Source organism: Pseudomonas sp. MB-090624 (genome assembly GCF_003205245.1).
Taxonomy (GTDB): domain Bacteria; phylum Pseudomonadota; class Gammaproteobacteria; order Pseudomonadales; family Pseudomonadaceae; genus Aquipseudomonas; species Aquipseudomonas juntendi.
The window spans coordinates 43,693-63,472 of sequence record NZ_QJRK01000020.1 but is presented as its reverse complement, the minus strand read 5'-3'; the positions used below and the strand labels follow the sequence as shown (position 1 = coordinate 63,472).

The following is a 19,780-nucleotide window of genomic DNA, read 5'->3' as shown; positions in this document are numbered from 1 at the left end:
ACAAAAGCCCTACCAAGGAGCCCTTGATGTCCGTTCCAACCACGATGTTCCGCCTCACTGGCCGCGATTACCCGCCGGCCAAGCTGAGCCACGCCAGCCTGATCATCATCGATGCGCAAAAGGAGTACCTCAGTGGGCCCCTGCAGTTGTCGGGCATGGACGAGGCCGTGGCCAACATCGCCAGGTTGCTCGACGCCGCGCGCAAAAGCGGCCGTCCGATCATCCATGTTCGCCACTTGGGCACGGTGGGTGGCCGTTTCGACCCACAGGGGCCCGCTGGCCAGTTCATTCCAGGGCTGGAGCCGCTGGAGGGCGAAATCGTCATCGAAAAGCGCATGCCCAATGCCTTCAAGAACACCAAGCTGCACGAAACGCTGCAGGAGCTGGGGCACCTGGACCTGATCGTGTGCGGCTTCATGAGCCATTCCAGCGTCAGCACCACCGTGCGCCGCGCCAAAGACTATGGTTACCGGTGCACACTGGTAGAAGACGCTTCGGCGACCCGCGACCTGGCGTTCAAGGACGGGGTCATACCGGCCGCGCAGATCCACCAGTGCGAAATGGCCGTGATGGCCGACAACTTCGCTTGCGTGGCCCCAACCGCCAGCCTGATCTGAGGCTTTGGCACGACCGCCCGGCAGCCGGGCGGAACCCAAGGGGCGGCGGCAGGTCGAATTCCGGATATCCACAGAGGAGAGCGGGATGAAGCTCAAAGGCAGTTTCGACGCCAAGCGCCTGCGCCCGCGCCAACCGCGTAATTGGGGCGCCCGCCTGGCGGCCGGGCTGTCCGCCCTGCTGGCGACCCTGGGCGTACTGCTGGCCATGGCCGGCATCGCTGGCCTGCTCGGCAACTACCCTGCCCTGCAGGACCTCAACGCCAACAAGGCGTTGTCCAGCATCGTTACCGTGGCTGGTTTGCTGCTGCTGTGGCTGGGCGTGCGCTTGTGGCGGCACAGCCGCATTCGCCTGCGGCGCGGGCGGGAGCTGAACCTGTCGCCGCACCTGATGAAGAAGCATGATTGAGGGTTTTGTATTGGCTGCATAAAGCCCCCACAGTCGCGTAAACTACGCCGCCCACGTGGAGGCACCATGCAAGACGACGATTTTTCCCTGTTCAAGGCCGAAGTGCGCGGCGTAAAGCCGATCCGCCACGACCGCGCCGAAGTCGGCAAGCCCAAGGCCGACCGCCAGCAGCTGGCCGGCCTGCGCCAGGCGGCGACCGTTCGCAGTGACAAGGCGCTGGTCATCGATGGTATGTCTGACCAGTTCGTGATCGACGTGGGCGCCGAAGACGAACTGATGTGGCGCCGCGACGGCGTGCAGGAAACCCAGCTGCGCAAGCTGAAACTGGGGCAGATCCCGTTCGAGGGCAGCCTCGACCTGCATGGCATGACCGTGGAGAAGGCCCGCGAAACCTTGTGGGCCTTCATCGCCGAAGCCACCAAGCTGGAAGTGCGCTGCGTGCGCGTGACCCATGGCAAGGCTGCGCGCCTGGACGGCAAGCGGCCGATGATCAAAAGCCACGTCAACACCTGGCTGCGCCAGCACCCGCAGGTGCTCGGCTTTGCCTCGTGCAGTGCCCGCCACGGCGGCACCGGTGCCGTGTATGTGATGCTCAAGCGAACCATGCTCGAAGGCCGCGACGAGTAACGCCGTGCTTGCAGCGCCGCGCGCGCCGCCGTAACCTTCGTTTTTGCGATTTTTTCCCAAGGTAGATCCATGTCCCTGGAACAGAACTACACCGAGATCCTCAGCCAGCTTGGCGAGGACGTCTCCCGCGAGGGCCTGCTCGACACGCCCAAGCGGGCTGCAAAGGCGATGAAGTACCTTTGCCGCGGTTATGAGCAAACACTGGAAGAAGTGACCAACAACGCGTTGTTCAGCTCTGACAACAGCGAAATGGTACTGGTCCGGGACATCGAGCTGTATTCGATGTGCGAACACCACATGCTGCCGTTCATCGGCAAGGCGCACGTGGCCTACCTGCCCAAAGGCAAGGTGCTGGGCCTGTCGAAGGTCGCGCGCATCGTCGACATGTTCGCCCGCCGCCTGCAAATTCAGGAAAACCTCAGCCGCCAGGTGGCCGAGGCTATCCAGCAGGTTACCGGTGCCGCCGGCGTGGCCGTGGTGATCGAAGCCAAGCACATGTGCATGATGATGCGCGGTGTGGAAAAACAGAACTCGACCATGATCACCTCGGTGATGCTGGGCGAATTCCGCGACAACGCCGCCACCCGCAGCGAGTTCCTCAGCCTGATCAAGTAATTGGCTGCAGACCCCGAGCCGACCCTTGCAGGTCGGCTTTTGCATTTCAGGAGTTGCCCATGATCGTCAAAGCCCTGCGGGTTGGCCTCGGCCACGTCATCGTGTTCGCAGACTGGATCAGCCGCCCGGCCAAGCGCAAGCGCGACGCCGCCGCCCAGGCCCGCGTCGACCAGGCGGCCAAGGGCCTGGCGCTGTACCAGTTCCATGCCTGCCCGTTCTGCGTCAAGACCCGCCGCACCCTGCACCGCCTGAACGTACCGGTGGCGCTGCGTGATGCCAAGAACGACTCGGCGCACCGCCAGGCCCTGCAAGAAGGTGGCGGCCGGGTGAAAGTGCCGTGCCTGCGCATTGAAGAAGCGGGCAAGGTGACCTGGATGTATGAGTCCAAGGCCATCATTGCCTACCTGGATGAGCGGTTTGCTTCCGCCTGACAGGTTTCAGCTTTCCTGCACTGGCCCTATCGCCGGCAAGCCAGCGCCCACCCAACAATACCTAACATATTGATTGTGGGAGCTGGCTTGCCAGCGATGGGGCCGGTACAGGTTAGCGGTCAACCCACCATCGGCACATGCCTCGGGTGGCTGGCAACCCGCGCCAGCCAGGCGCGAACGGCAGGGTAATCGGCCAGGTCGAACCCGCCCTGATGGGCCACATGGGTGTAGGCATATAACGCCACATCGGCAATCGAATACTGCTCACCGACCAGGTACGGGGTCATCTGCAGCTGGCGTTCCATCACCCTCAAGGCCTTGTAGCCGCCCTTGTGCAGCTTTTTGTATTCCTCCATACGCTCATCTGGCAGCCCCAGGTAAAACTGGATAAAACGCGCCACGGCAATGTACGGCTCGTGGCTGTACTGCTCGAAGAACTGCCACTGCAACACCTGGGTGCGCAGGCGCGGCTCGCTGGGCAGGAATGTACTGCCATCGGCCAGGAAATTGAGAATGGCGTTGGACTCCCACAGGTAAGTGCCGTCTTCCAGCTCCAGCACCGGCACCTTGCCATTGGGGTTCATCGCCAGAAACGCCGGCGTTTCGGTCTCGCCCTTGAGAATGTCCACCGGGTGCCATTCATACGGCCGCCCCAGCAGGCTCAACATCAACTTGACCTTGTAGCAGTTACCCGACTGGTAGTCGCCATAAACCTTGTACATCGCCCCTCCCTGCAAAGCAGTTTTGCAATTGCGCCCAATAGTTGGCGACTGTACGGCTAAAAGCAATGGCCGCTGTATGGCAAGGATCCACCTTGCTGGCTGTAGTCTGAAAAAACTGCTTACACCTTTACAAGGACTTTGTTCATGACCAATGCCACTTCCGCACGCCTGCGGCCCCTGGCAGACAGCGCCCCGTCGGCGGTGGTCGCCGGCTTCATCGCCATGCTCACCGGTTATACCAGCTCGCTGGTGCTGATGTTCCAGGCCGGCCAAGCGGCCGGGCTGACCACTGCGCAGATCTCGTCGTGGATCTGGGCGCTGTCGATTGGCATGGCGGTGTGCAGTATCGGCCTGTCATTGCGCTACCGCACCCCCATCACCATTGCCTGGTCCACCCCCGGCGCAGCGCTGCTGATCACCAGCCTGGGCGGGGTCAGCTATGGCGAGGCCATTGGCGCCTACATCACCTGCGCGGTGCTGGTGCTGGTGTGCGGGCTGACCGGCAGCTTCGAGCGCCTGGTCAAACGCATTCCGGCGTCGCTGGCTTCGGCGTTGCTGGCGGGCATCCTGTTCAAGATCGGCAGCGAAATTTTTGTGGCGGCGCAGCACCGTACCCTGCTGGTGTTGGGCATGTTCTTCAGCTACCTGCTGGTCAAGCGGCTGTCGCCGCGCTACTGCGTGCTGGCGGCCTTGCTGGTGGGTACCGCACTGTCGGGCGCGCTGGGCCTGCTGGACTTCAGCGGCTTCCACCTGGAAGTGGCCAAGCCGGTGTGGACCACGCCGAGCTTCTCGCTGGCCGCCACCATCAGCATCGGCATTCCGCTGTTCGTGGTGGCCATGACTTCGCAGAACATGCCTGGCGTGGCCGTGCTGCGCGCCGACGGCTACCAGGTACCGGCCTCGCCACTGATCTCGGCTACCGGTTTTGCCTCGCTGCTGCTGGCGCCGTTTGGCTCGCACGGGGTCAACCTGGCGGCGATCAGCGCGGCCATCTGCACTGGGCCGCATGCCCATGAAGACCCCAGCAAACGCTACACCGCAGCGGTGTGGTGCGGGATTTTCTACGGCATCGCCGGGGTGTTCGGGGCGACCCTGGCAGCGCTGTTTGCCGCGTTGCCGAAAGAGCTGGTGCTGTCGATTGCGGCGCTGGCGCTGTTTGGCTCGATCATGAACGGGCTGACGGTTGCCATGAGCGAAGCGCGCGAGCGTGAGGCGGCAGTGATTACCTTCATGGTGACGGCGTCGGGGCTGACCCTGTTCTCGATCGGGTCGGCGTTCTGGGGGATTGTGGCGGGGGTTTTGGCCCTGGTGATTCTTAACCCGCGCAAGGCCTGAAGGTTATTGATGCCTGTACCGGCCCTATCGCTGGCAAGCCAGCTCCCACAGGGATTGCATCAGGGCTGACAGGTGTTTGTCAGAAGATATGCAGCGCCTGTGAGATCGAGCGCCGCCCGCGCGGCGCATCGCGAGCTGCGCTCGCTCCTACGTTTGTTTCGGGCCAGTAACCCCTGTGCCAGATGCGCGCGGCCGCCTTGTTAGTACGACGCGATTTTGAGGCATGCGCCAAGGCGTTCGCGCGCAAATCCCACAGGAATAATTGGCCCGAAACAAACGTAGGAGCGAGCGCAGCTCGCGATGCGCCGCGCGGGCGGCGCTCGATCTCACAGGCGCTGAAGATGCTACGGCGAGCACCTGGCAACCCTGATGCCATCGCCAGAAACCCCCTGGGCTACAACCTGAAATGCCCCACCATCCCCTTCAGGTCGGTGCCCAACTGCGCCAGCTCCACACTTGACCGGGCATTGTCCTGCATGGCCAAGGCCGCCTGGTCGGCACTGCCGCGGATCTGTGTGACGCTGCGGCTGATCTCTTCGGCAACCGAACTCTGCTGCTCGGCTGCAGCGGCGATCTGCTGGTTCATCTGCTGAATCAACGACACTGCCGCGGCAATGCTGCCCAGCGCACTTTCGGTGTGCAACGCGTCAGCCACCGCCATACGCACCAGTTCGGCACTGCCGCGGATCTGCGCCACCGACTGCTGCGCATTGCCGCGCAAGCTGGCCACCAGGGTCTCGATCTGCTCGGTGGACTGGCGGGTACGCTTGGCCAGCGCCCGCACCTCATCGGCCACCACGGCAAAACCGCGCCCCTGCTCACCCGCCCGTGCCGCTTCGATGGCGGCGTTCAGCGCCAGCAGGTTGGTTTGCTCGGCCACGCTCTTGATCACTTCCAGCACATCGCCAATGGTATGGATTTCGGCACTGAGGCTGTCGATGCCGGCACTGGCGGTTTCCGCCGCAGCGGCCAGTTGTTCGATGCGCTGCATGCTCTGGCGCACCACCTGCTGACCCGAGCCGACCTTGGCGTCTGCCGCCTCGGCCGCCTGGGCCGCTTCTTCGGCGTTGCGCGCCACATCGTGCACGGTGGCGGTCATCTGTTGCATGGCGGTGGCGACCTGTTCGGTTTCCTCTTTCTGGCTGCCCACCTCACGGTTGGTCTGTTCGGTCACCGCCGACAGCGCCTGGGCACTGCCTGCCAGTTGCTCGATGCCCTGCTGCAAGCCACTGACAATACCGGCCAGCCCCGCGGCCATCTGCTGCATGGCCTGCATCAACTGCCCCACTTCGTCACGCCGCGGCGCCTGGGCATCGAACGCCAGCTCGCCCGCAGCAATGCGCTGGGCGCGGGCGATCACATGCTTGAGCGGGCCAACCACCGCGCGGGTAATCAACCAGGCCGCCAGCACGCCGGCCAGCAGCGCCAGCACCGTGGCCAGGCCAATGGCCAGGGCATTGCGCTGCAGCTCGCCCTGCAGGGCCTGCTCCTGCGCCAGGTAGGCCTGGTCGACGCGCCCGGTGACCTGCTCGGCGCTGGCCTGCAACTGGTCCTTCAACCCTTGTTCACGGGCCAACTCGTCGGTGTATTCGTTGAGCTTTTCCGAGAAGCTGCCGATGTGCCCCGCCACTTCGCCCAGCACGCTCTGGTAACCGGCATCGGTAACGGCGCCCTGCAGCTGGCCGACCAGGCTGGCCGCCTCGACGGTTTGAGCAATGCGCTCTTTACTGACACCCTCTTCGCCCTTGCGGCTTTGCTCCAGGCGCACCCGCGCTTCGTCCATGGCCTGCAGCATCAGCCGCGACACCTGTGCCACCTGCCCGGCTTGCTCGAGAAACTCGCCGCCCTGCTGGCCTTGGGACTGCTTGAGGGTGTACACGCCATCGTCGGCTAGGCCGGCTTGCAGCACATCCAGGTTATTGGCCACGCTGGACACCGACCAGCTGGCCATGTCCAGCGCCAGCTCCTTGGCCTGCACCGCCTGCACGAAGGCCTCGAATGCCTGGCCGTAGGCCGCCAGGTCGGACTCTGCCGCCGTCAGCGCCGGCAGGGTACGGGCGCGCTCGGCCAGGCCCTTGAGGCCGCTGCGCAGCGCCTCGGCCTGTTTCAGGTCGGAACGCAGGGCAAATGCCTGTTCGTGCTGGCGCAAGCGCAGCAGGTCGGTATTGAACTGGGCCAGCTGGCGCAAGCTGTCGAAGCGCTGGCCCACGCTGTATAGCGCCGCAACACCAATGGCTGCAACCGCCAGTGTCAGCAGCAGCACCAGGGCAAAGCCCAGCCCCAGTTTACGGGCCATGCCCAGGTTGGCCAGCACACCATGCTTGCTCGCGCCCATTGCCCATTCCCCTTGTGCTTGCGAGGTTAACCCGAAGGCCAAGGTTGGCAACGTTGCCTGCTGCTGAACAAGGGCCTGACGTCAGAATAGTGTCAAATAGCTATGTCTTGTCGCTTTTAGCTGCGCTGAAGTCGGTTTCATCAGATCGCTGTCGCCCCACCGTCCACGGTCAGGCAGTGGCCAGTGGTGAACGCCGCGCCGTCGCTGCACAAGTACAGCACCGCACTGGCAATTTCCTCCACCTTGCCAATGCGCCCGACCGGGTGCATGGCCGCGGCGAATTCAGCCTTGCGCGGGTCGGCTTCATAGGCACGGCGGAACATGTCGGTGTCGATCACCGCCGGGCACACGGCGTTCACGCGGATGCCCTTCTTGGCGTACTCGATGGCCGCCGACTTGGTCAGGCCGATGACCGCATGCTTGCTGGCACTGTAGATGCTCATCTTCGGCGCCGCGCCCAGCCCTGCCACCGAAGCGGTATTGACGATCACCCCGCCGCCCTGGGCCAGCAGCAACGGCAGCTGGTACTTCATGCACAACCACACCCCCTTCACGTTCACGCCCATGATGGCGTCGAACTCGGCCTCGCTGCCATCGGCCAGGCGATGCTGCTCGATCTCGATACCGGCGTTGTTGAAGGCGTAGTCGAGCCGGCCATAGGCCGCCATCAGCTCGTCGTGCAACTGGCGCACCGATGCGTCACGGGTTACGTCGCAGGCAATGAACAGCGCCTGGCCCCCCGCTGCCTGGACAAGCGCTACGGTGGCTTCACCGCCGACCGTGTCGCGGTCGGCCACTACCACCTTCAAACCCTGCTGGGCGAACCCCAGGGCGGTTGCCCGGCCAATGCCGGCCGCCGCGCCGGTAACCAGGGCTACCTGGCCAGAAAAGGTCATGCTCATCGCGCGCTCCTGTGACGGTATGATGGGGTTCAGAGCATAGTCAGGCGTTGGCTGGCGGGGCAGCATCATCACATGAGCATTTGGGCTGCCATGCTTGTCAGTGATATTAAGGACCTGTCTTCATCAACAGGGTAGATTGAAGCCCTGTTTCCCTCCACTGCCTACAAGGACCCCGTCATGAGCCAAACCAACCGCCGCTTCCTGCTCGCCAAACGCCCGGTGGGTGCCGTGCGCCGAGACGACTTCAGCTACGAGACCGTACCTGCCGAGCAACCCGGCGAAGGCCAGGTGCTGGTGCGCAACCTGTACCTGTCGCTGGACCCCGCCATGCGCGGCTGGATGAACGAAGGCAAGTCCTACATTCCGCCCGTAGCCCTGGGCCAGGTGATGCGCGCGCTGGGCGTGGGCGAGGTGGTGGCTTCCAACCACCCGGACTTCAAGCCCGGCGACCATGTAAGCGGCGCGCTGGGCGTGCAGGACTACTTCACCGGCGAGCCCCAGGGCCTGCACAAAATCGACCCCAACCTGGCGCCGCTGCCACGCTACCTGTCGGCGCTGGGCATGACCGGCATGACCGCCTACTTCGCCCTGCTGGAAGTGGGCCAGCCCAAGGCTGGCGACACCGTGGTGATTTCCGGCGCGGCCGGCGCGGTGGGCAGCATTGTCGGGCAGATTGCCAAAGTAAAGGGTTGCCGCGTGGTGGGCATTGCTGGCGGCGCCGAGAAGTGCCAGTACCTGAAGGACGAACTGGGCTTTGACGGGGTGATCGACTACAAGGCCGAAGACGTGCTGGCCGGTTTGAAGCGCGAGTGCCCGAAAGGCGTGGACGTGTACTTCGACAACGTGGGCGGCGAGATTCTGGACGCGGTGCTGACGCGCATCAACTTCAAGGCGCGCATCGTGATTTGCGGCGCCATCAGCCAGTACAACAACAAGGAAGCGGTGAAGGGCCCGGCCAACTACCTGGCATTGCTGGTGAACCGCGCGCGCATGGAAGGTTTTGTGGTGATGGACCACACCAAGGAGTACGGCAAGGCCGCACAGGAAATTGCCGGGTGGCTGGCCAGCGGACAGGTGAAAAGCAAGGAAGATGTGGTGGAGGGGCTGGAGACCTTCCCAGAGACCTTGCTGAAGCTGTTCAACGGTGAGAATTTCGGCAAGTTGGTGCTGAAGGTTTAACCCTACCCGAATGCGCAGCCCCCGGAAGTTGCGGCCCGGCTTCACGCCGGGCTGCGCAGCACAGCCCCCCTCGTTCCCGCACGCTCAGCAGGCGCCCGTGGCCCTGCTGGCGCCGCGAATTGCAGCATCCTTCGGCGTACCGGATTCACAGGTTGACCTTGCCTGTCAGATACCTGCCGTATCCCTTCGTTGCCCCTTCATTTAGAATGGGTAAAGCCTGAGCAAGACATTGGATTATCATCACTTCAGGCCTGGGCAAACAGGCAGTCTGCACCTAAGCGTCAGACAAAACGGATCAACGCTAGGGGTTTGAAATGTGTTCTGAGAATCACGCCGTTACTGACAATCCGTTGGTGACAGTGATCATCGCGTCTTACAACCATGCGCGCTACATCGAAGCCAGCATCATGAGCGTCATCAACCAGACCTACAAGAATATCGAGCTTCTGGTGATCGATGACGGTTCCAAGGACGACAGCCCCGCATTGCTCACGCGTTTGCAGCAGCAGCACGGTTTCTACCTACGCCTGCAGGCCAACCAGGGCCTGGCACGCACCCTCAACGATGCGATCGCGCAAGCCAAGGGCGACCTGATAGTGCCTTTTGGCTCTGACGACATCATGCTTGCGCACCGTATCGCCACCCAGGTGGCGTATATGCAGGGCAAGCCCGAGGTGGGAATTTGCTCAGCCAACATCGAAACCATCGACCAGGACGGCAAGGTGATGGGTGCCCGTGAGCAGCGCAACCGCAACCTGCCCTTCCGCCGCCTGGACTTCGACGACTTGTTCCTCGACCGCAAGCCAGGGCCCATGGCAGCCACTTTGATGCTGCGCCGTGAGGCCCTGGAAAAGGTAGGTGGCTTCAACCCGGATATCCGCCTGGAAGACGTTTACATCGAGTTGTCGATTGCTCGGGCCGGTTATTACATCGACGTGTTGGGTGAAGTACTGGCGCAGTACCGTGACCACCCTACCAATACCTTCAAGAACGGCCGCTTCATGGTTGATAACGTACTGCGAACCTTTGCAGTGTTCAGCGACCACCCGCAGTACGAGCAGGTTTGCATGAAATTCCGCAACTCCATGCTATTGAAGTACGCCAACCGGGACAAAGCGCTGAGCCGGGAAATGCTTGCGCAAATCCCGCTCAGGTACTGGAACCGCAAGACCCTGCGCGGGCTGTGGCGGTTGCTCTGGTCTTAAGTAACGCGGCCGCGCTGCCAATGGATCAGTGACTGCCCGTAGACCAGCGCCAACGGAATCCAGATCAGGAACCAATGCTCTTTCGGGCGTGACATGAACGCACTGCCTTCAGTCAGGCCCGAAACAAAGCCGAAGATCAGCCAGGTGGCAGCCAGCGTTACACCAGGGTGCTTGCGATAATTCCAGCAGAAGTACATGGCCAGGCTGTAGATCGTCATCCACAGCACCAAGCCCACCACCCCGCCTGAATACAGCACGCCCAACTCGATGTTATGGGGGTCGGCAAGCGTTTGCGCGAGGCCCGGAATAATCACGGTCATGGGCGCGTCGTAACCATGCCCCAGCCACGGATGCTCGCCAATCTGGCGCAGCGCCTCCAGCCAAATGGCCGGGCGATACGAAAAGCCCCGCTGCGTGAAGGCCTCCGGGTAGACCAGCACCATGCCCAGCAGCGCGACCAACACCGCAGCCAGCGCCAACAGCCCGCGTTTACGGTCGCCGACAATAATCAGCCACGCCAATGCAGCGCCAAGGCCCATCAAAGGCGTCCGCGAACCTGTGGCTACTACCGTGGCGCCCAGGATCGCCAGGCACACCAGCGACATTGGATCGAGCAGGCGCTTTGCCTGGAACCAGTACGCCAGCCATACGGCTGTGAAAGCGCCCAGCACATGAGCGGTTAGTAGAGGGTTGTACAGGGCCCCGTAACCTTCCAGCCGGCTGGCACCCGCTGGCCGTTGGTAAAGCAGGAAATAGCCGAGGTATAGGGCAGCCGCTATCCCTACCAGAGTTGCAGCGATGCGCACGCACTGCTGGAGATGGGCCGGGGCATGCAGGCTGATCATGCCCGCCGATAGCAGCACCATGGCGATGTACAACGGCCTTTTCAGCAAGCTCCCTGCGGAGTTGGCCGAGTCGGACCATGCAATGCTCAACATGGTGTACGCACAAAACACCAGGAATGCGATGAATAAAGGATTGCCGGCCAGCTTTTTCAGCATTGCCGGCTGCAATAGCAGCGCCACCAAGGTTGGCATTGCCAGCAGGATATAGAACAGCTTGTGGTAGAGAGAACGTTCCCCCACCCAGAACATGCCCGTGAGCATGACCAGCCAACCCAAAGGGAGAACATAGCTGTTGACCTTCCTTCCCCAGCGCTGGGCCGGGGATTCGACTAATACATCGGCTGACATTGACGTTCTCGACAAGAGTGGGGAACTCACGGGCTGCTTACTCGATGTGACCGTAACACAGGCATGTGAACAGAGCGCCTAACGCGCAAGGCTTTGGCCCAACGATGGCTCGGCACTCAGTTGCGAATTTCGGCAACAACGGCTGACAGCGCCTGGCCAGGGTTTGCCGCTTGGCTGATGGGCCGGCCGATCACCAGGTAATCCGAGCCGGCATCCAGCGCTTGGCGCGGGGTGAGGATGCGGCGCTGGTCATCCTGCGCGCTACCCGCCGGGCGAATACCCGGGGTCACCAGCTGCAGCGCGGGGTGCGCCGCCTTCAAGGCCGGGGCCTCCAACGCCGAGCAAACCAGCCCGTCCATGCCCGCTTTCTGCGCCAATGCCGCCAGTCGCAATACCTGCTCTTGCGGGTCTACATCCAGGCCGATGTCGGCCAGGTCTTCACGTTCCATGCTGGTCAGCACGGTCACGCCAATCAGCAACGGCTGCGGGCCGCTGCGCTTGGCCAGCTCTTCGCGGCAGGCCGCCATCATGCGCAGGCCACCGGAGCAATGCACGTTGACCATCCACACCCCCATTTCGGCCGCTGCCTTTACCGCCATGGCCGTGGTGTTGGGGATGTCGTGGAACTTGAGGTCGAGGAACACTTCGAAGCCCTTGGCGCACAAGGTTTCGACAATACCCGAAGCGCTGCTGGTGAACAGCTCTTTGCCCACCTTTACCCGGCACAGCGCAGGGTCAAGCTGGTCAGCCAGCTTCAGGGCGGCATCACGGGTCGGGAAATCCAGGGCGACGATCAGGGGCGTCTGGCAGGCGGACATGGCAGGGTCTCTTGGCAAGTCGAAAACGGCGCGCATTGTAAACGAAGTGGCGCGGGCTTTGGGGCCCGCAGGTCACGGAATTGGCCCGGCACCGGCCGGCACCTATAATTGAACCAACGGAACGGGTAATTGCTCAAACTTTACACACGCGTTGCCCATGGCCCGATCAAAGGAGAACGACAATGCCCTGGTATGCCTGGCTGATCCTCATCATAGCCCTTGGCTCCATCGTCGGCGGGCTGATGATGCTGCGCGACACAGCGAAAAAACTGCCGCTGACCGACGAGCAACTGCGCAAGGTGCATGAGCGCAACGCCGAGGCAGATGCCAAGGATGCGCGGGATCGCTGAGACGGCCCGCCGTTGCCCGGGGCGCGAGGATTGATTTTACGGCCACTTGTAAACGGGGCTGGGGGCTAATGCCTGTTAGTTAAGCGTTACTGGGGCTGCTTTGCAGCCCTTCGCGGGCACGCCCGCTCCCACAGGTTGGGCGCTGAACTCAAGAAATGCGCGATCCCCTGTGGGAGCGGGCGTGCCCGCGAAGGGTCGCAAAGCGGCCCCAAATTACTTAACTGACTGGCACGACCCCTGCCCCTCCTGCAGTTACTCCACCATCACCTTGTCCCGGTTGCGCTCCAGCAGGGCATTGCCTATCCCCTTGATCTCCAGCAACTCATCCACCGAGGCAAACGGCCCGTTCGCTTCGCGGTAGGCCACAATAGCCTCGGCCTTGGCCTTGCCAATGCCATTCAGCTCCTTCTGCAGTGTGAGGGCATCGGCCTTGTTCAGGTCCAGCCGTTGCGGCTGCTGCACCTGCTGCTGGCTGACTATCGGCACCGGTTCGGCAACCGCTGCCGTATTGGCCGGGGCGGCACTGAGGGAAAAGGACAGGCTGGCGAACAGCGGCAGCAGCAGGTACGACAGAACGTTGTTACGCATGGTTAACACTCCTTGGGTTGGTCTTTTACAGCAGCCGGTTTCCTTCGGCTGTGCCAACAACCCTAGCGACTAATCCGGAAGCAAAACACCCACGCCCAGCAGCGAATGGTTACCAGATCCGTCAACAAGCCTATCAACCTCGCCGAACCTCAAACCGAGTTCACAGCCCCCCCTAGGCGTTGTCCTCACTGAGGCATGGCCCTGCCGACCGACCTGTGGGCAAATGCCTAAATCTCCGCAAGCGCCTGCCCACCCTTAGCCGGCTGTTTTCCCACAAGGCACGCCGCACAAGCCTATGATCACGCGCAATAGCACATTGACATCGCGCTAGGTTGTGGCATTAAAGGCGTTGATTATTTGCCAATGTCAAGGATGCGCGATGCCGAGCGGAAAAAAATCCACTCCCAGCCAGCTATGGAACCACCTGGTCAAGGATGCGGGCCTGGAGCTGAACCTGAAGAAAAAACCCGGTCGTGATGCCGACTTGGAGTTGGAGGTACTCCGGCAGCTAGACCCCGCCCACGGCACCCCGTCGGCCTACCCTAGCGTTAAAGCGCTGCTCAAAGCCGACCAACAGGCAGCGGCACCGGCCGTAACGGTAGAACGCTTGCTGGTGGCCGTGCTGGAATCCCAGAAAGGTTTTGCGGCGATGATGGGCGAGATTCTCGACACGCTGGCCATGGCCGAAGCCACCTTGGGTGAGCACAACCTGACTATCGACTTCAGCTATGACGCGGTGACCGATAGCCACCTGAAACAGACCTTGGAACAGTTCCGGGTAGATGAAGAGCGCACCCGTAGAGTATGTGTCAGCCGCTTTGTATCGCTGTCGCAAGAACAACGCTTTGACATCTACAGAATTCTCCGCGCCCTGAATAACCCCAGGCAGGGCGCCCGTGACGATCGCCTTCCGCTCACACCTCAAGTGAATGCCACGCCTGTTCCGACACGGTTCCGTGCCCCATTGCTTGCACTGGAAACAGTGGTGGCGGACTTTTTGCGAAAGTGCAGCGTTTATGGCGTTTCTCGCGAGGGTATCGGAACCGGCATGAGGCACTCAGGGAACTGGTCGGAGTTTACCGACGAACAGAAGGAAGACGCACGTACAGCCGCAGCTGTTCTAGATCATTGGGACGTTGATATCGTCGATAGCATCAACTTCATCAAACACCGCGCAAGCACCACACCCTCGGAGCAAACCTCACTACTGGCCACGCTGAATGAGGCCGTGGCGTTGATCCCGACCAAGCAACAGTGGGTCGACGAAACCTACAAGCAATTGCTCGACCTACTGAACCTGCCAACCTGGAAACGGCGCCACGAGCTGTATTCGGTTTGGGTTGGCACACGGCTGCTCAACGTAGCCAAAACCCATGCAAGCCAGCTCACCTTCCACACGCACGGCAAGGTGCTGTCGTTCGCCTTTGGTGGAAGTGCGTTGGCCACCTACACGTACAACGGCGAGCAGTTCGCAATCAAATGCGAGGTACGCAGCGACCTGGTAGGTACCAGCACCAAGCGCAAGCGCGCCATTCAGCCAGACTTCAGGGTGTTCCGGGAAGGCGGTACCGCCACCCCCAACGACGCCACCTACCTGGTGGTTGAATGCAAGCATTACCTCCAACAAAATGTGAACAACTTCGCTACCGCCGCCAGCGATTATGCACGCAGTTGCCGCTACGCCACTGTATTGGTGGTGAACCACGGCCCCGTGGAAGAACCCAAACTGTTGAGCGCCGTGGAACCTGAAGTTCAAAACCGCGCACGCTTCATCGGCGATGCCACGCCAGGCACGCCGGCCCAACTGCAAGCCTTTATACAAACTGCGCTGTTTTCGACGCCCGCCAGGGCGCCGTCGGTTCCTTCACCCCGCGCCCAGGCAAGCGCCAACGCCCCAAGAACCGGAAGCCCGACCGCGCCACTGTTGTCGGTGGAGGTGGAATGGGACGCCGCGTTACAAGACATTGACCTTGCCCTGGCCTTCGATCCCGACGCGACCAATCAACCTGTCGAAATCAATTACGGCAACAAAGGCAGCATGGGTGCGCCCTACTACGCGATGCTACAGCAGGATGTACGCAGCGGCCCCGGCAAAGAGACGATTGATATCTACCAACTGACGTCGCGGCGATACGAAGTGATAGTGCGTAACTACTCGAACATAGGCTATTTCCCAGCAGCGCACCTGTGCGGACGCATCTTGCTCGGCAATCACCGAATCTTGGCGACTCCACCCGTGGATAACGTCATCGAATGGAAAATGGCGGTTTTGATGATTGATGCAGACGGCACAATCACCGTCGAATCCTGACTCTGCCGCCCTCACCAGCGCCACGGGGACGTGAGGAGCGGGTGCAGGCTGACATGTCAGACTTTCCTGAAACACTTCCCCGCCTCTTCAGCTTTGGACAACAAGCGAACTATCCTACGCTCCGGTCAGAAGCAGCTGAATAGCCGGGGAAATGCCCCAGGGATAACTTCACCGGGTCGCCGATTTGGTGACCGGGTGTGAGAACCTGCTAAGCACTGCTGCTCTCCTGTTCATGGCGGCCATTCGCGGGCAAGCTTCGGCTTGGCCGGTTTTCAGTGCATCGGTTTCTCACCCCGCGTAATGGCTGCCACCTTTGTCCGTGAGAAAGATCGAGGTGGTGGTTTCTGCCAACGCACTGGAACCCCAACATGAAAAACCACGACCAAGCCCCCATCCTAACCGCAGGCATCGAAACCTTCCTCGAAGCCGGCAACCCCACCCTGGACCTGCTGCGCGTGCAACCCGGCGTTCCGGTAGACGATGCGTATGAGCACGTCTCCGTGCTGCTAGGCTACTGCAAGCACCTGGTACGCGAAGGCGACATGGAAGATGACCACAAGATGCTGGGCGCAGCGGATTACCTACTGGCCCTGGCCAAGGCCCTGATGAACGACATCGAAATTGCCAAGAACAAACGCCACTAAAAGCACTGCCACCAGGCAATCCAAACCCAGTGATCGGGTCGCGGTAACGGGACAAGCCCGTCCCCCGTCCAACCGCCGGGTGCGGTTTTCCGCACCCGGCGGTTGGACAGCAGGCAAATGCGGCGATACCCCCGACCGAAAGTGAATGCATACGAGCCGGCCAAAAGCTTACCTCCCCGCGAATGCTCAAAAAGCGGCAGAAAGATTGTAGAATCCCCCCGTCTGCAGTTAGCAAGGGCATGCTGACTACAATTCCTTTGCCATGTCCCAATGGCTGCCCTTTGGGCCTATCGAGTAAAAAATGATCAAGATCAACTCCACCATCGAATGCTCCAACTCGGCTCCTTTTGTGCTGTTCGGCGGCATCAATGTTCTCGAGTCTGAAGACCTGGCGCTGACCGCCTGTGCCGAGTACGTGCGCGTCACACAGAAGCTGGGCATCCCATATGTGTTCAAAGCCAGCTTTGATAAAGCGAACCGCTCATCGATCCACTCCTACCGTGGCCCCGGCATGGAAGAAGGGCTGCGGATCTTCGAAAAGGTGAAGGCCGAGTTCGGCGTACCGATCATCACCGACGTTCATGAAATCTACCAGGCGGCCCCGGTCGCGGAAGTGGTCGATGTACTGCAGCTGCCGGCTTTCCTCGCCCGTCAGACAGACCTGGTGGTCGCCCTCGCCAAAACCGGCAAGCCAGTGAACATCAAAAAGCCGCAATTCCTTAGCCCGTCGCAAATGCAGAACATCGTGCACAAGTTCAAGGAAGCGGGTAATGACCAGCTGATCTTGTGTGACAGGGGCACGTGCATGGGCTACGACAACCTGGTCGTGGACATGCTTGGCTTCGGCGTCATGAAACGCACCTGCGAAGATCTGCCGATCATCTTTGACGTTACCCATGCCCTGCAAAACCGTGACCCATCCGGCGCGGCTTCCGGGGGCAGGCGTGAGCAGGTAGTAGAGCTGGCGCGTGCGGGAATGGGCGTGGGCCTGGCCGGCCTGTTCCTGGAAGCCCACCCTAACCCTGATCAAGCCAAGTGTGACGGCCCCAGCGCCCTGCCACTGGACAAGCTGGAACCCTTCCTCGCGCAAATCAAGGCGCTTGATGACCTGGTCAAGTCGTTCCCGCCGTTGACCATTGCTTAAGCTGCGATGATGAACTGGGCCGCTTCTGCGTTAGAAGCGGCCTAGTATCAAGACCCAGGGTTGCCGTCGAAAATCTCGACAACACCGACCATGGCGCCGCCGGGGCCCACCACTACCAGGGCACGGATCTTGTTTTCCAGCATGTAGGCTTCAACAACCGACACGCGGCACGCGGCAATCTGCGGCGATGGCATGAGGGTTCAACGTCATCAATTCGGTAACGGGAGAATGAATGACCTGGTTACCCTTCAGCAAGGCACGGCGCAGACCGAAAAGCAGCAATTAGCTTTTTTGTTGTTGCTGGTAGATCCAGTCGACAATTTCACCTGATGGCGCGTAGCCATTGACCAATTCCCTCAGTAATTGACGGATACGGGCAAAATCATCAACGGCAACAGCGTTGAGCATTACACCCAGACGTTCACGTAAAAATTCCCAGCCTACATAATCTTCATTCGCCACCATGATCATGGGATGAACCGTAGGAGAAACGTCGTCACCGATCAACAACTCTTCAAACAGTTTCTCCCCCGGGCGCAACCCTGTGAACTCAATTGCGATATCGCCGCTGGGGTTCGCTGGACTACGCACGCTAAGGCCCGACAGGTGAATCATTTTTTCGGCCAGCTCTACGATTTTCACCGGCTCGCCCATGTCGAGAACGAAGACGTCCCCGCCTTGGCCCATAGCCCCGGCCTGCACGACCAACTGGGCAGCTTCGGGGATGGTCATGAAATAGCGGGTGATTTTTGGGTGCGTAACCGTGATCGGGCCACCACTTTTGATCTGCTTGTGAAACAACGGTATCACCGAGCCAGAGGACCCCAGTACGTTGCCAAACCGCACCATGGTGAAGCGGGTTTTATTGACTCGCGCAACCTTGCTGCTGTCACCGTACAACACGGGAGCCGTCTCGCGGCTGAGGGCTTGTAAAATCAACTCCGACAGCCGCTTGGTGCCGCCCATTACATTAGTAGGCCGTACTGCCTTGTCGGTGGAAATGAGCACAAAGTTCGCGACGCCTGACTGCAGAGCCGCCTGCGCCGTACAGAGCGTGCCATAGACATTATTCAGAATGCCCTCGGCCATGTTGTGTTCAACCATCGGCACATGCTTGTAAGCGGCCGCATGATAGACAGTGGCTACACGCCAGGTCGCCATCACATCTGCCAGATGTTGCTGATTACGCACTGAGCCCAGAATGGGCAACAGCCTCACCGAAAGCGATTCGCGTGCAATGCGCTGCTCCAGTTCGGTAAGAATCGCGTAGAGGTTGTACTCACTATGATCGAACAGCAGCAATGTAGTAGGCCCGAGCCCGATGATCTGGCGGCAAAGCTCTGAGCCTATGGAGCCCCCTGCCCCGGTAACCAGGACCGTTTGCTTGTAAATACAGCGTTCGAGCAGATCTTCCTGGGCTGGCACTGGGTCCCGCCCAAGCAGGTCGGCAATGTCGACATCCTGAATGTCATCTACCTTGACCCGGCCACTGGCCAGGTCGGCAAAGGCCGGCACGCTGCGCACATGCAGCGGGTAGGGCTCAAGCAGGGCCAGTATCTCCTTGCGCCGGGCGCGCGACACGGAAGGCAGGGCCAACAGGATCTCTTGCGCTCCGGTTTCCTTGATCATCTGCTGCAGATGCTTCGGTTTGTAGACCTGCAAGCCGGAAATGACCCGATTGGCCAGATCGCCATCGTCATCGATGAACGCCACCGGACGCATCACACGGCCCATGCGCAGTGCTGCAAGCAACTGGTTGCCGGCCGTGCCAGCGCCGTAGATAGCCACTTTGACCAAGCCGTCATCGCGGCTGGCGAACGGTATCTGATGGGCGCCGGTAAACCAGTCACCCATGAAATACTGGCGCATGACCAGGCGCAACCCGCCAATGATCACCATGCTCAACCACCAATAGTTGAACACGATGGAGCGAGGGACGAGGACCTGGTGGTTGCTGTACCAATACACAACCACGGCCAATATCAGCGATGACAGGGTGACCGCCTTGATGATGGCGACCAAGGCGTCATTACCGAAATAACGCATTACCGCCCGGTACATGCCAAAGCGAATGAACAGCGGAATGGCCACCACCGGTGCAGCCATGAACAACCAGCGATGCTCGACTATAGGGTTGTACATCTCGTCGATGCCCAGGCGCACGATGAACGACAACCACAGTGCTAGCCAGATCAACACCACGTCGGCGCACACTTGCACCAGGCGTTTTTGCCGCCTGGACAGGTTAACGAGGTATTCACGCACCCTGCTGTTCTTCGCTGCGCTCATCTGGCATGCCTCAGCGCAAACAGGCTGCGAATGACGGCCGGCGGCGTTTCAGGGGCCAGGTGCAGGGTA

Annotated in this window: 20 protein-coding genes and 1 pseudogene; 12 read left to right on the top strand and 9 right to left on the bottom strand. The window is 61.0% G+C overall.

The window, feature by feature from the left end; all coding sequences use genetic code 11:
• Positions 1 to 26: 26 nt before the first annotated feature.
• The 5 genes from DMX12_RS12945 to DMX12_RS12925 all read left to right on the top strand — a co-directional run bounded on the left by DMX12_RS12945 (position 27) and on the right by DMX12_RS12925 (position 2,696).
• On the top strand, positions 27 to 617 hold the full coding sequence (locus DMX12_RS12945; RefSeq protein ID WP_009683237.1) for a cysteine hydrolase family protein: 591 nt from the start codon (positions 27 to 29) through the stop codon (positions 615 to 617).
• Positions 618 to 702: 85 nt separating this feature from the next.
• Positions 703 to 1,023 carry a hypothetical protein gene (locus DMX12_RS12940; RefSeq protein WP_110677938.1) on the top strand — a complete coding sequence of 107 codons (321 nt, stop codon included), beginning with the start codon at positions 703 to 705 and terminating at the stop codon, positions 1,021 to 1,023.
• A 66-nt stretch (positions 1,024 to 1,089) separates the two neighbouring features.
• Positions 1,090 to 1,650 carry a Smr/MutS family protein gene (locus DMX12_RS12935; protein ID WP_009683235.1) on the top strand — a complete coding sequence of 187 codons (561 nt, stop codon included), beginning with the start codon at positions 1,090 to 1,092 and terminating at the stop codon, positions 1,648 to 1,650.
• 69 nt (positions 1,651 to 1,719) lie between these two features.
• On the top strand, positions 1,720 to 2,265 hold the full coding sequence (folE, locus tag DMX12_RS12930; RefSeq protein WP_054911867.1) for a GTP cyclohydrolase I FolE: 546 nt from the start codon (positions 1,720 to 1,722) through the stop codon (positions 2,263 to 2,265).
• Between the two features lie 59 nt (positions 2,266 to 2,324).
• Positions 2,325 to 2,696, top strand: a complete 372-nt coding sequence (locus DMX12_RS12925; RefSeq protein WP_110677936.1) for a glutaredoxin — start codon at positions 2,325 to 2,327, stop codon at positions 2,694 to 2,696.
• A gap of 119 nt (positions 2,697 to 2,815) precedes the next feature.
• Here the strand turns inward: DMX12_RS12925 and DMX12_RS12920 are convergent, their stop codons facing one another.
• Complete coding sequence (locus DMX12_RS12920) at positions 2,816 to 3,418, bottom strand: glutathione S-transferase family protein (RefSeq protein ID WP_110677934.1); 603 nt, start codon at positions 3,416 to 3,418, stop codon at positions 2,816 to 2,818.
• Positions 3,419 to 3,562: 144 nt separating this feature from the next.
• On the opposite strand from DMX12_RS12920, the gene DMX12_RS12915 reads away from it, so the two are divergent.
• A complete protein-coding gene (locus tag DMX12_RS12915) occupies positions 3,563 to 4,753 on the top strand; it encodes a benzoate/H(+) symporter BenE family transporter (RefSeq protein ID WP_029887246.1) in 1,191 nt (396 codons plus the stop codon).
• Positions 4,754 to 5,147: 394 nt separating this feature from the next.
• Here DMX12_RS12915 and DMX12_RS30310 read toward each other — a convergent pair whose 3' ends face one another.
• The 3 genes and pseudogenes from DMX12_RS30310 to DMX12_RS12905 all read right to left on the bottom strand — a co-directional run bounded on the left by DMX12_RS30310 (position 5,148) and on the right by DMX12_RS12905 (position 7,990).
• The gene (locus DMX12_RS30310) at positions 5,148 to 5,852 is read right to left on the bottom strand and encodes a methyl-accepting chemotaxis protein (RefSeq protein ID WP_371262779.1); all 705 of its coding nucleotides are present in this window, start codon (positions 5,850 to 5,852) and stop codon (positions 5,148 to 5,150) included.
• A gap of 204 nt (positions 5,853 to 6,056) precedes the next feature.
• Positions 6,057 to 6,536 (bottom strand): annotated as a pseudogene (locus DMX12_RS30305) (methyl-accepting chemotaxis protein); the annotation flags it as partial.
• Between the two features lie 692 nt (positions 6,537 to 7,228).
• Positions 7,229 to 7,990 carry an SDR family oxidoreductase gene (locus tag DMX12_RS12905; RefSeq protein WP_110677930.1) on the bottom strand — a complete coding sequence of 254 codons (762 nt, stop codon included), beginning with the start codon at positions 7,988 to 7,990 and terminating at the stop codon, positions 7,229 to 7,231.
• Positions 7,991 to 8,167: 177 nt separating this feature from the next.
• On the opposite strand from DMX12_RS12905, the gene DMX12_RS12900 reads away from it, so the two are divergent.
• Together DMX12_RS12900 and DMX12_RS12895 are read left to right on the top strand one after the other, a co-directional pair.
• Positions 8,168 to 9,169, top strand: coding sequence for an NADP-dependent oxidoreductase (locus tag DMX12_RS12900; RefSeq protein WP_054911863.1), 1,002 nt, complete (start codon positions 8,168 to 8,170; stop codon positions 9,167 to 9,169).
• Between the two features lie 314 nt (positions 9,170 to 9,483).
• Positions 9,484 to 10,374, top strand: a complete 891-nt coding sequence (locus DMX12_RS12895; protein ID WP_110677928.1) for a glycosyltransferase — start codon at positions 9,484 to 9,486, stop codon at positions 10,372 to 10,374.
• Here DMX12_RS12895 and DMX12_RS12890 read toward each other — a convergent pair.
• Together DMX12_RS12890 and pyrF are read right to left on the bottom strand one after the other, a co-directional pair.
• On the bottom strand, positions 10,371 to 11,567 hold the full coding sequence (locus DMX12_RS12890) for an O-antigen ligase (protein ID WP_110677926.1): 1,197 nt from the start codon (positions 11,565 to 11,567) through the stop codon (positions 10,371 to 10,373). The genes DMX12_RS12895 and DMX12_RS12890 overlap by 4 nt on opposite strands.
• 116 nt (positions 11,568 to 11,683) lie before the next feature.
• A complete protein-coding gene (pyrF, locus tag DMX12_RS12885) occupies positions 11,684 to 12,385 on the bottom strand; it encodes an orotidine-5'-phosphate decarboxylase (RefSeq protein ID WP_009685949.1) in 702 nt (233 codons plus the stop codon).
• Between the two features lie 182 nt (positions 12,386 to 12,567).
• Here pyrF and DMX12_RS12880 point away from each other — a divergent pair, with 182 nt between their 5' ends.
• The gene (locus tag DMX12_RS12880; protein WP_009685950.1) at positions 12,568 to 12,735 is read left to right on the top strand and encodes a DUF2897 family protein; all 168 of its coding nucleotides are present in this window, start codon (positions 12,568 to 12,570) and stop codon (positions 12,733 to 12,735) included.
• Positions 12,736 to 12,987: 252 nt separating this feature from the next.
• Here the strand turns inward: DMX12_RS12880 and DMX12_RS12875 are convergent, their stop codons facing one another.
• Positions 12,988 to 13,323: a helix-hairpin-helix domain-containing protein gene (locus DMX12_RS12875; RefSeq protein ID WP_029885250.1), complete on the bottom strand. Its 336-nt coding sequence runs from the start codon at positions 13,321 to 13,323 to the stop codon at positions 12,988 to 12,990.
• 379 nt (positions 13,324 to 13,702) lie between these two features.
• Between DMX12_RS12875 and DMX12_RS12870 the strand changes: the two genes are divergently transcribed.
• From DMX12_RS12870 to kdsA, 3 genes are all read left to right on the top strand, one after another.
• Complete coding sequence (locus tag DMX12_RS12870) at positions 13,703 to 15,634, top strand: hypothetical protein (protein ID WP_110677924.1); 1,932 nt, start codon at positions 13,703 to 13,705, stop codon at positions 15,632 to 15,634.
• A 368-nt stretch (positions 15,635 to 16,002) separates the two neighbouring features.
• Positions 16,003 to 16,278 (top strand): DUF3077 domain-containing protein, encoded by a 276-nt coding sequence (locus tag DMX12_RS12865; protein ID WP_009685953.1) that lies wholly within the window; start codon positions 16,003 to 16,005, stop codon positions 16,276 to 16,278.
• 301 nt (positions 16,279 to 16,579) lie between these two features.
• A complete protein-coding gene (kdsA, locus tag DMX12_RS12860) occupies positions 16,580 to 17,422 on the top strand; it encodes a 3-deoxy-8-phosphooctulonate synthase (protein WP_009685954.1) in 843 nt (280 codons plus the stop codon).
• Between the two features lie 47 nt (positions 17,423 to 17,469).
• Here the strand turns inward: kdsA and DMX12_RS12855 are convergent, their stop codons facing one another.
• Together DMX12_RS12855 and DMX12_RS12850 are read right to left on the bottom strand one after the other, a co-directional pair.
• A complete protein-coding gene (locus tag DMX12_RS12855; protein ID WP_236184573.1) occupies positions 17,470 to 17,616 on the bottom strand; it encodes a hypothetical protein in 147 nt (48 codons plus the stop codon).
• An 88-nt stretch (positions 17,617 to 17,704) separates the two neighbouring features.
• Entirely contained in the window at positions 17,705 to 19,711 is a 2,007-nt protein-coding gene (locus tag DMX12_RS12850) for a nucleoside-diphosphate sugar epimerase/dehydratase (RefSeq protein WP_054911858.1), read from the bottom strand.
• Positions 19,712 to 19,780: the final 69 nt, after the last annotated feature.

Bases quoted from the DNA above. Each gene is read 5' to 3' on its own strand.
- kdsA (WP_009685954.1), top strand. From the start codon at position 16,580: ATGATCAAGATCAACTCCACCATCGAATGCTCCAACTCGGCTCCTTTT.
- DMX12_RS12945 (WP_009683237.1), top strand. From the start codon at position 27: ATGTCCGTTCCAACCACGATGTTCCGCCTCACTGGCCGCGATTACCCG.
- DMX12_RS12880 (WP_009685950.1), top strand. From the start codon at position 12,568: ATGCCCTGGTATGCCTGGCTGATCCTCATCATAGCCCTTGGCTCCATC.
- pyrF (WP_009685949.1), bottom strand. From the start codon at position 12,385: ATGTCCGCCTGCCAGACGCCCCTGATCGTCGCCCTGGATTTCCCGACC.
- DMX12_RS12855 (WP_236184573.1), bottom strand. From the start codon at position 17,616: ATGCCATCGCCGCAGATTGCCGCGTGCCGCGTGTCGGTTGTTGAAGCC.
- DMX12_RS30310 (WP_371262779.1), bottom strand. From the start codon at position 5,852: ATGACCGCCACCGTGCACGATGTGGCGCGCAACGCCGAAGAAGCGGCC.
- DMX12_RS12935 (WP_009683235.1), top strand. From the start codon at position 1,090: ATGCAAGACGACGATTTTTCCCTGTTCAAGGCCGAAGTGCGCGGCGTA.
- DMX12_RS12850 (WP_054911858.1), bottom strand. From the start codon at position 19,711: ATGAGCGCAGCGAAGAACAGCAGGGTGCGTGAATACCTCGTTAACCTG.
- DMX12_RS12865 (WP_009685953.1), top strand. From the start codon at position 16,003: ATGAAAAACCACGACCAAGCCCCCATCCTAACCGCAGGCATCGAAACC.
- DMX12_RS12900 (WP_054911863.1), top strand. From the start codon at position 8,168: ATGAGCCAAACCAACCGCCGCTTCCTGCTCGCCAAACGCCCGGTGGGT.
- folE (WP_054911867.1), top strand. From the start codon at position 1,720: ATGTCCCTGGAACAGAACTACACCGAGATCCTCAGCCAGCTTGGCGAG.
- DMX12_RS12895 (WP_110677928.1), top strand. From the start codon at position 9,484: ATGTGTTCTGAGAATCACGCCGTTACTGACAATCCGTTGGTGACAGTG.
- DMX12_RS12920 (WP_110677934.1), bottom strand. From the start codon at position 3,418: ATGTACAAGGTTTATGGCGACTACCAGTCGGGTAACTGCTACAAGGTC.
- DMX12_RS12890 (WP_110677926.1), bottom strand. From the start codon at position 11,567: ATGTCAGCCGATGTATTAGTCGAATCCCCGGCCCAGCGCTGGGGAAGG.
- DMX12_RS12940 (WP_110677938.1), top strand. From the start codon at position 703: ATGAAGCTCAAAGGCAGTTTCGACGCCAAGCGCCTGCGCCCGCGCCAA.
- DMX12_RS12925 (WP_110677936.1), top strand. From the start codon at position 2,325: ATGATCGTCAAAGCCCTGCGGGTTGGCCTCGGCCACGTCATCGTGTTC.
- DMX12_RS12915 (WP_029887246.1), top strand. From the start codon at position 3,563: ATGACCAATGCCACTTCCGCACGCCTGCGGCCCCTGGCAGACAGCGCC.
- DMX12_RS12875 (WP_029885250.1), bottom strand. From the start codon at position 13,323: ATGCGTAACAACGTTCTGTCGTACCTGCTGCTGCCGCTGTTCGCCAGC.
- DMX12_RS12905 (WP_110677930.1), bottom strand. From the start codon at position 7,990: ATGAGCATGACCTTTTCTGGCCAGGTAGCCCTGGTTACCGGCGCGGCG.
- DMX12_RS12870 (WP_110677924.1), top strand. From the start codon at position 13,703: ATGCCGAGCGGAAAAAAATCCACTCCCAGCCAGCTATGGAACCACCTG.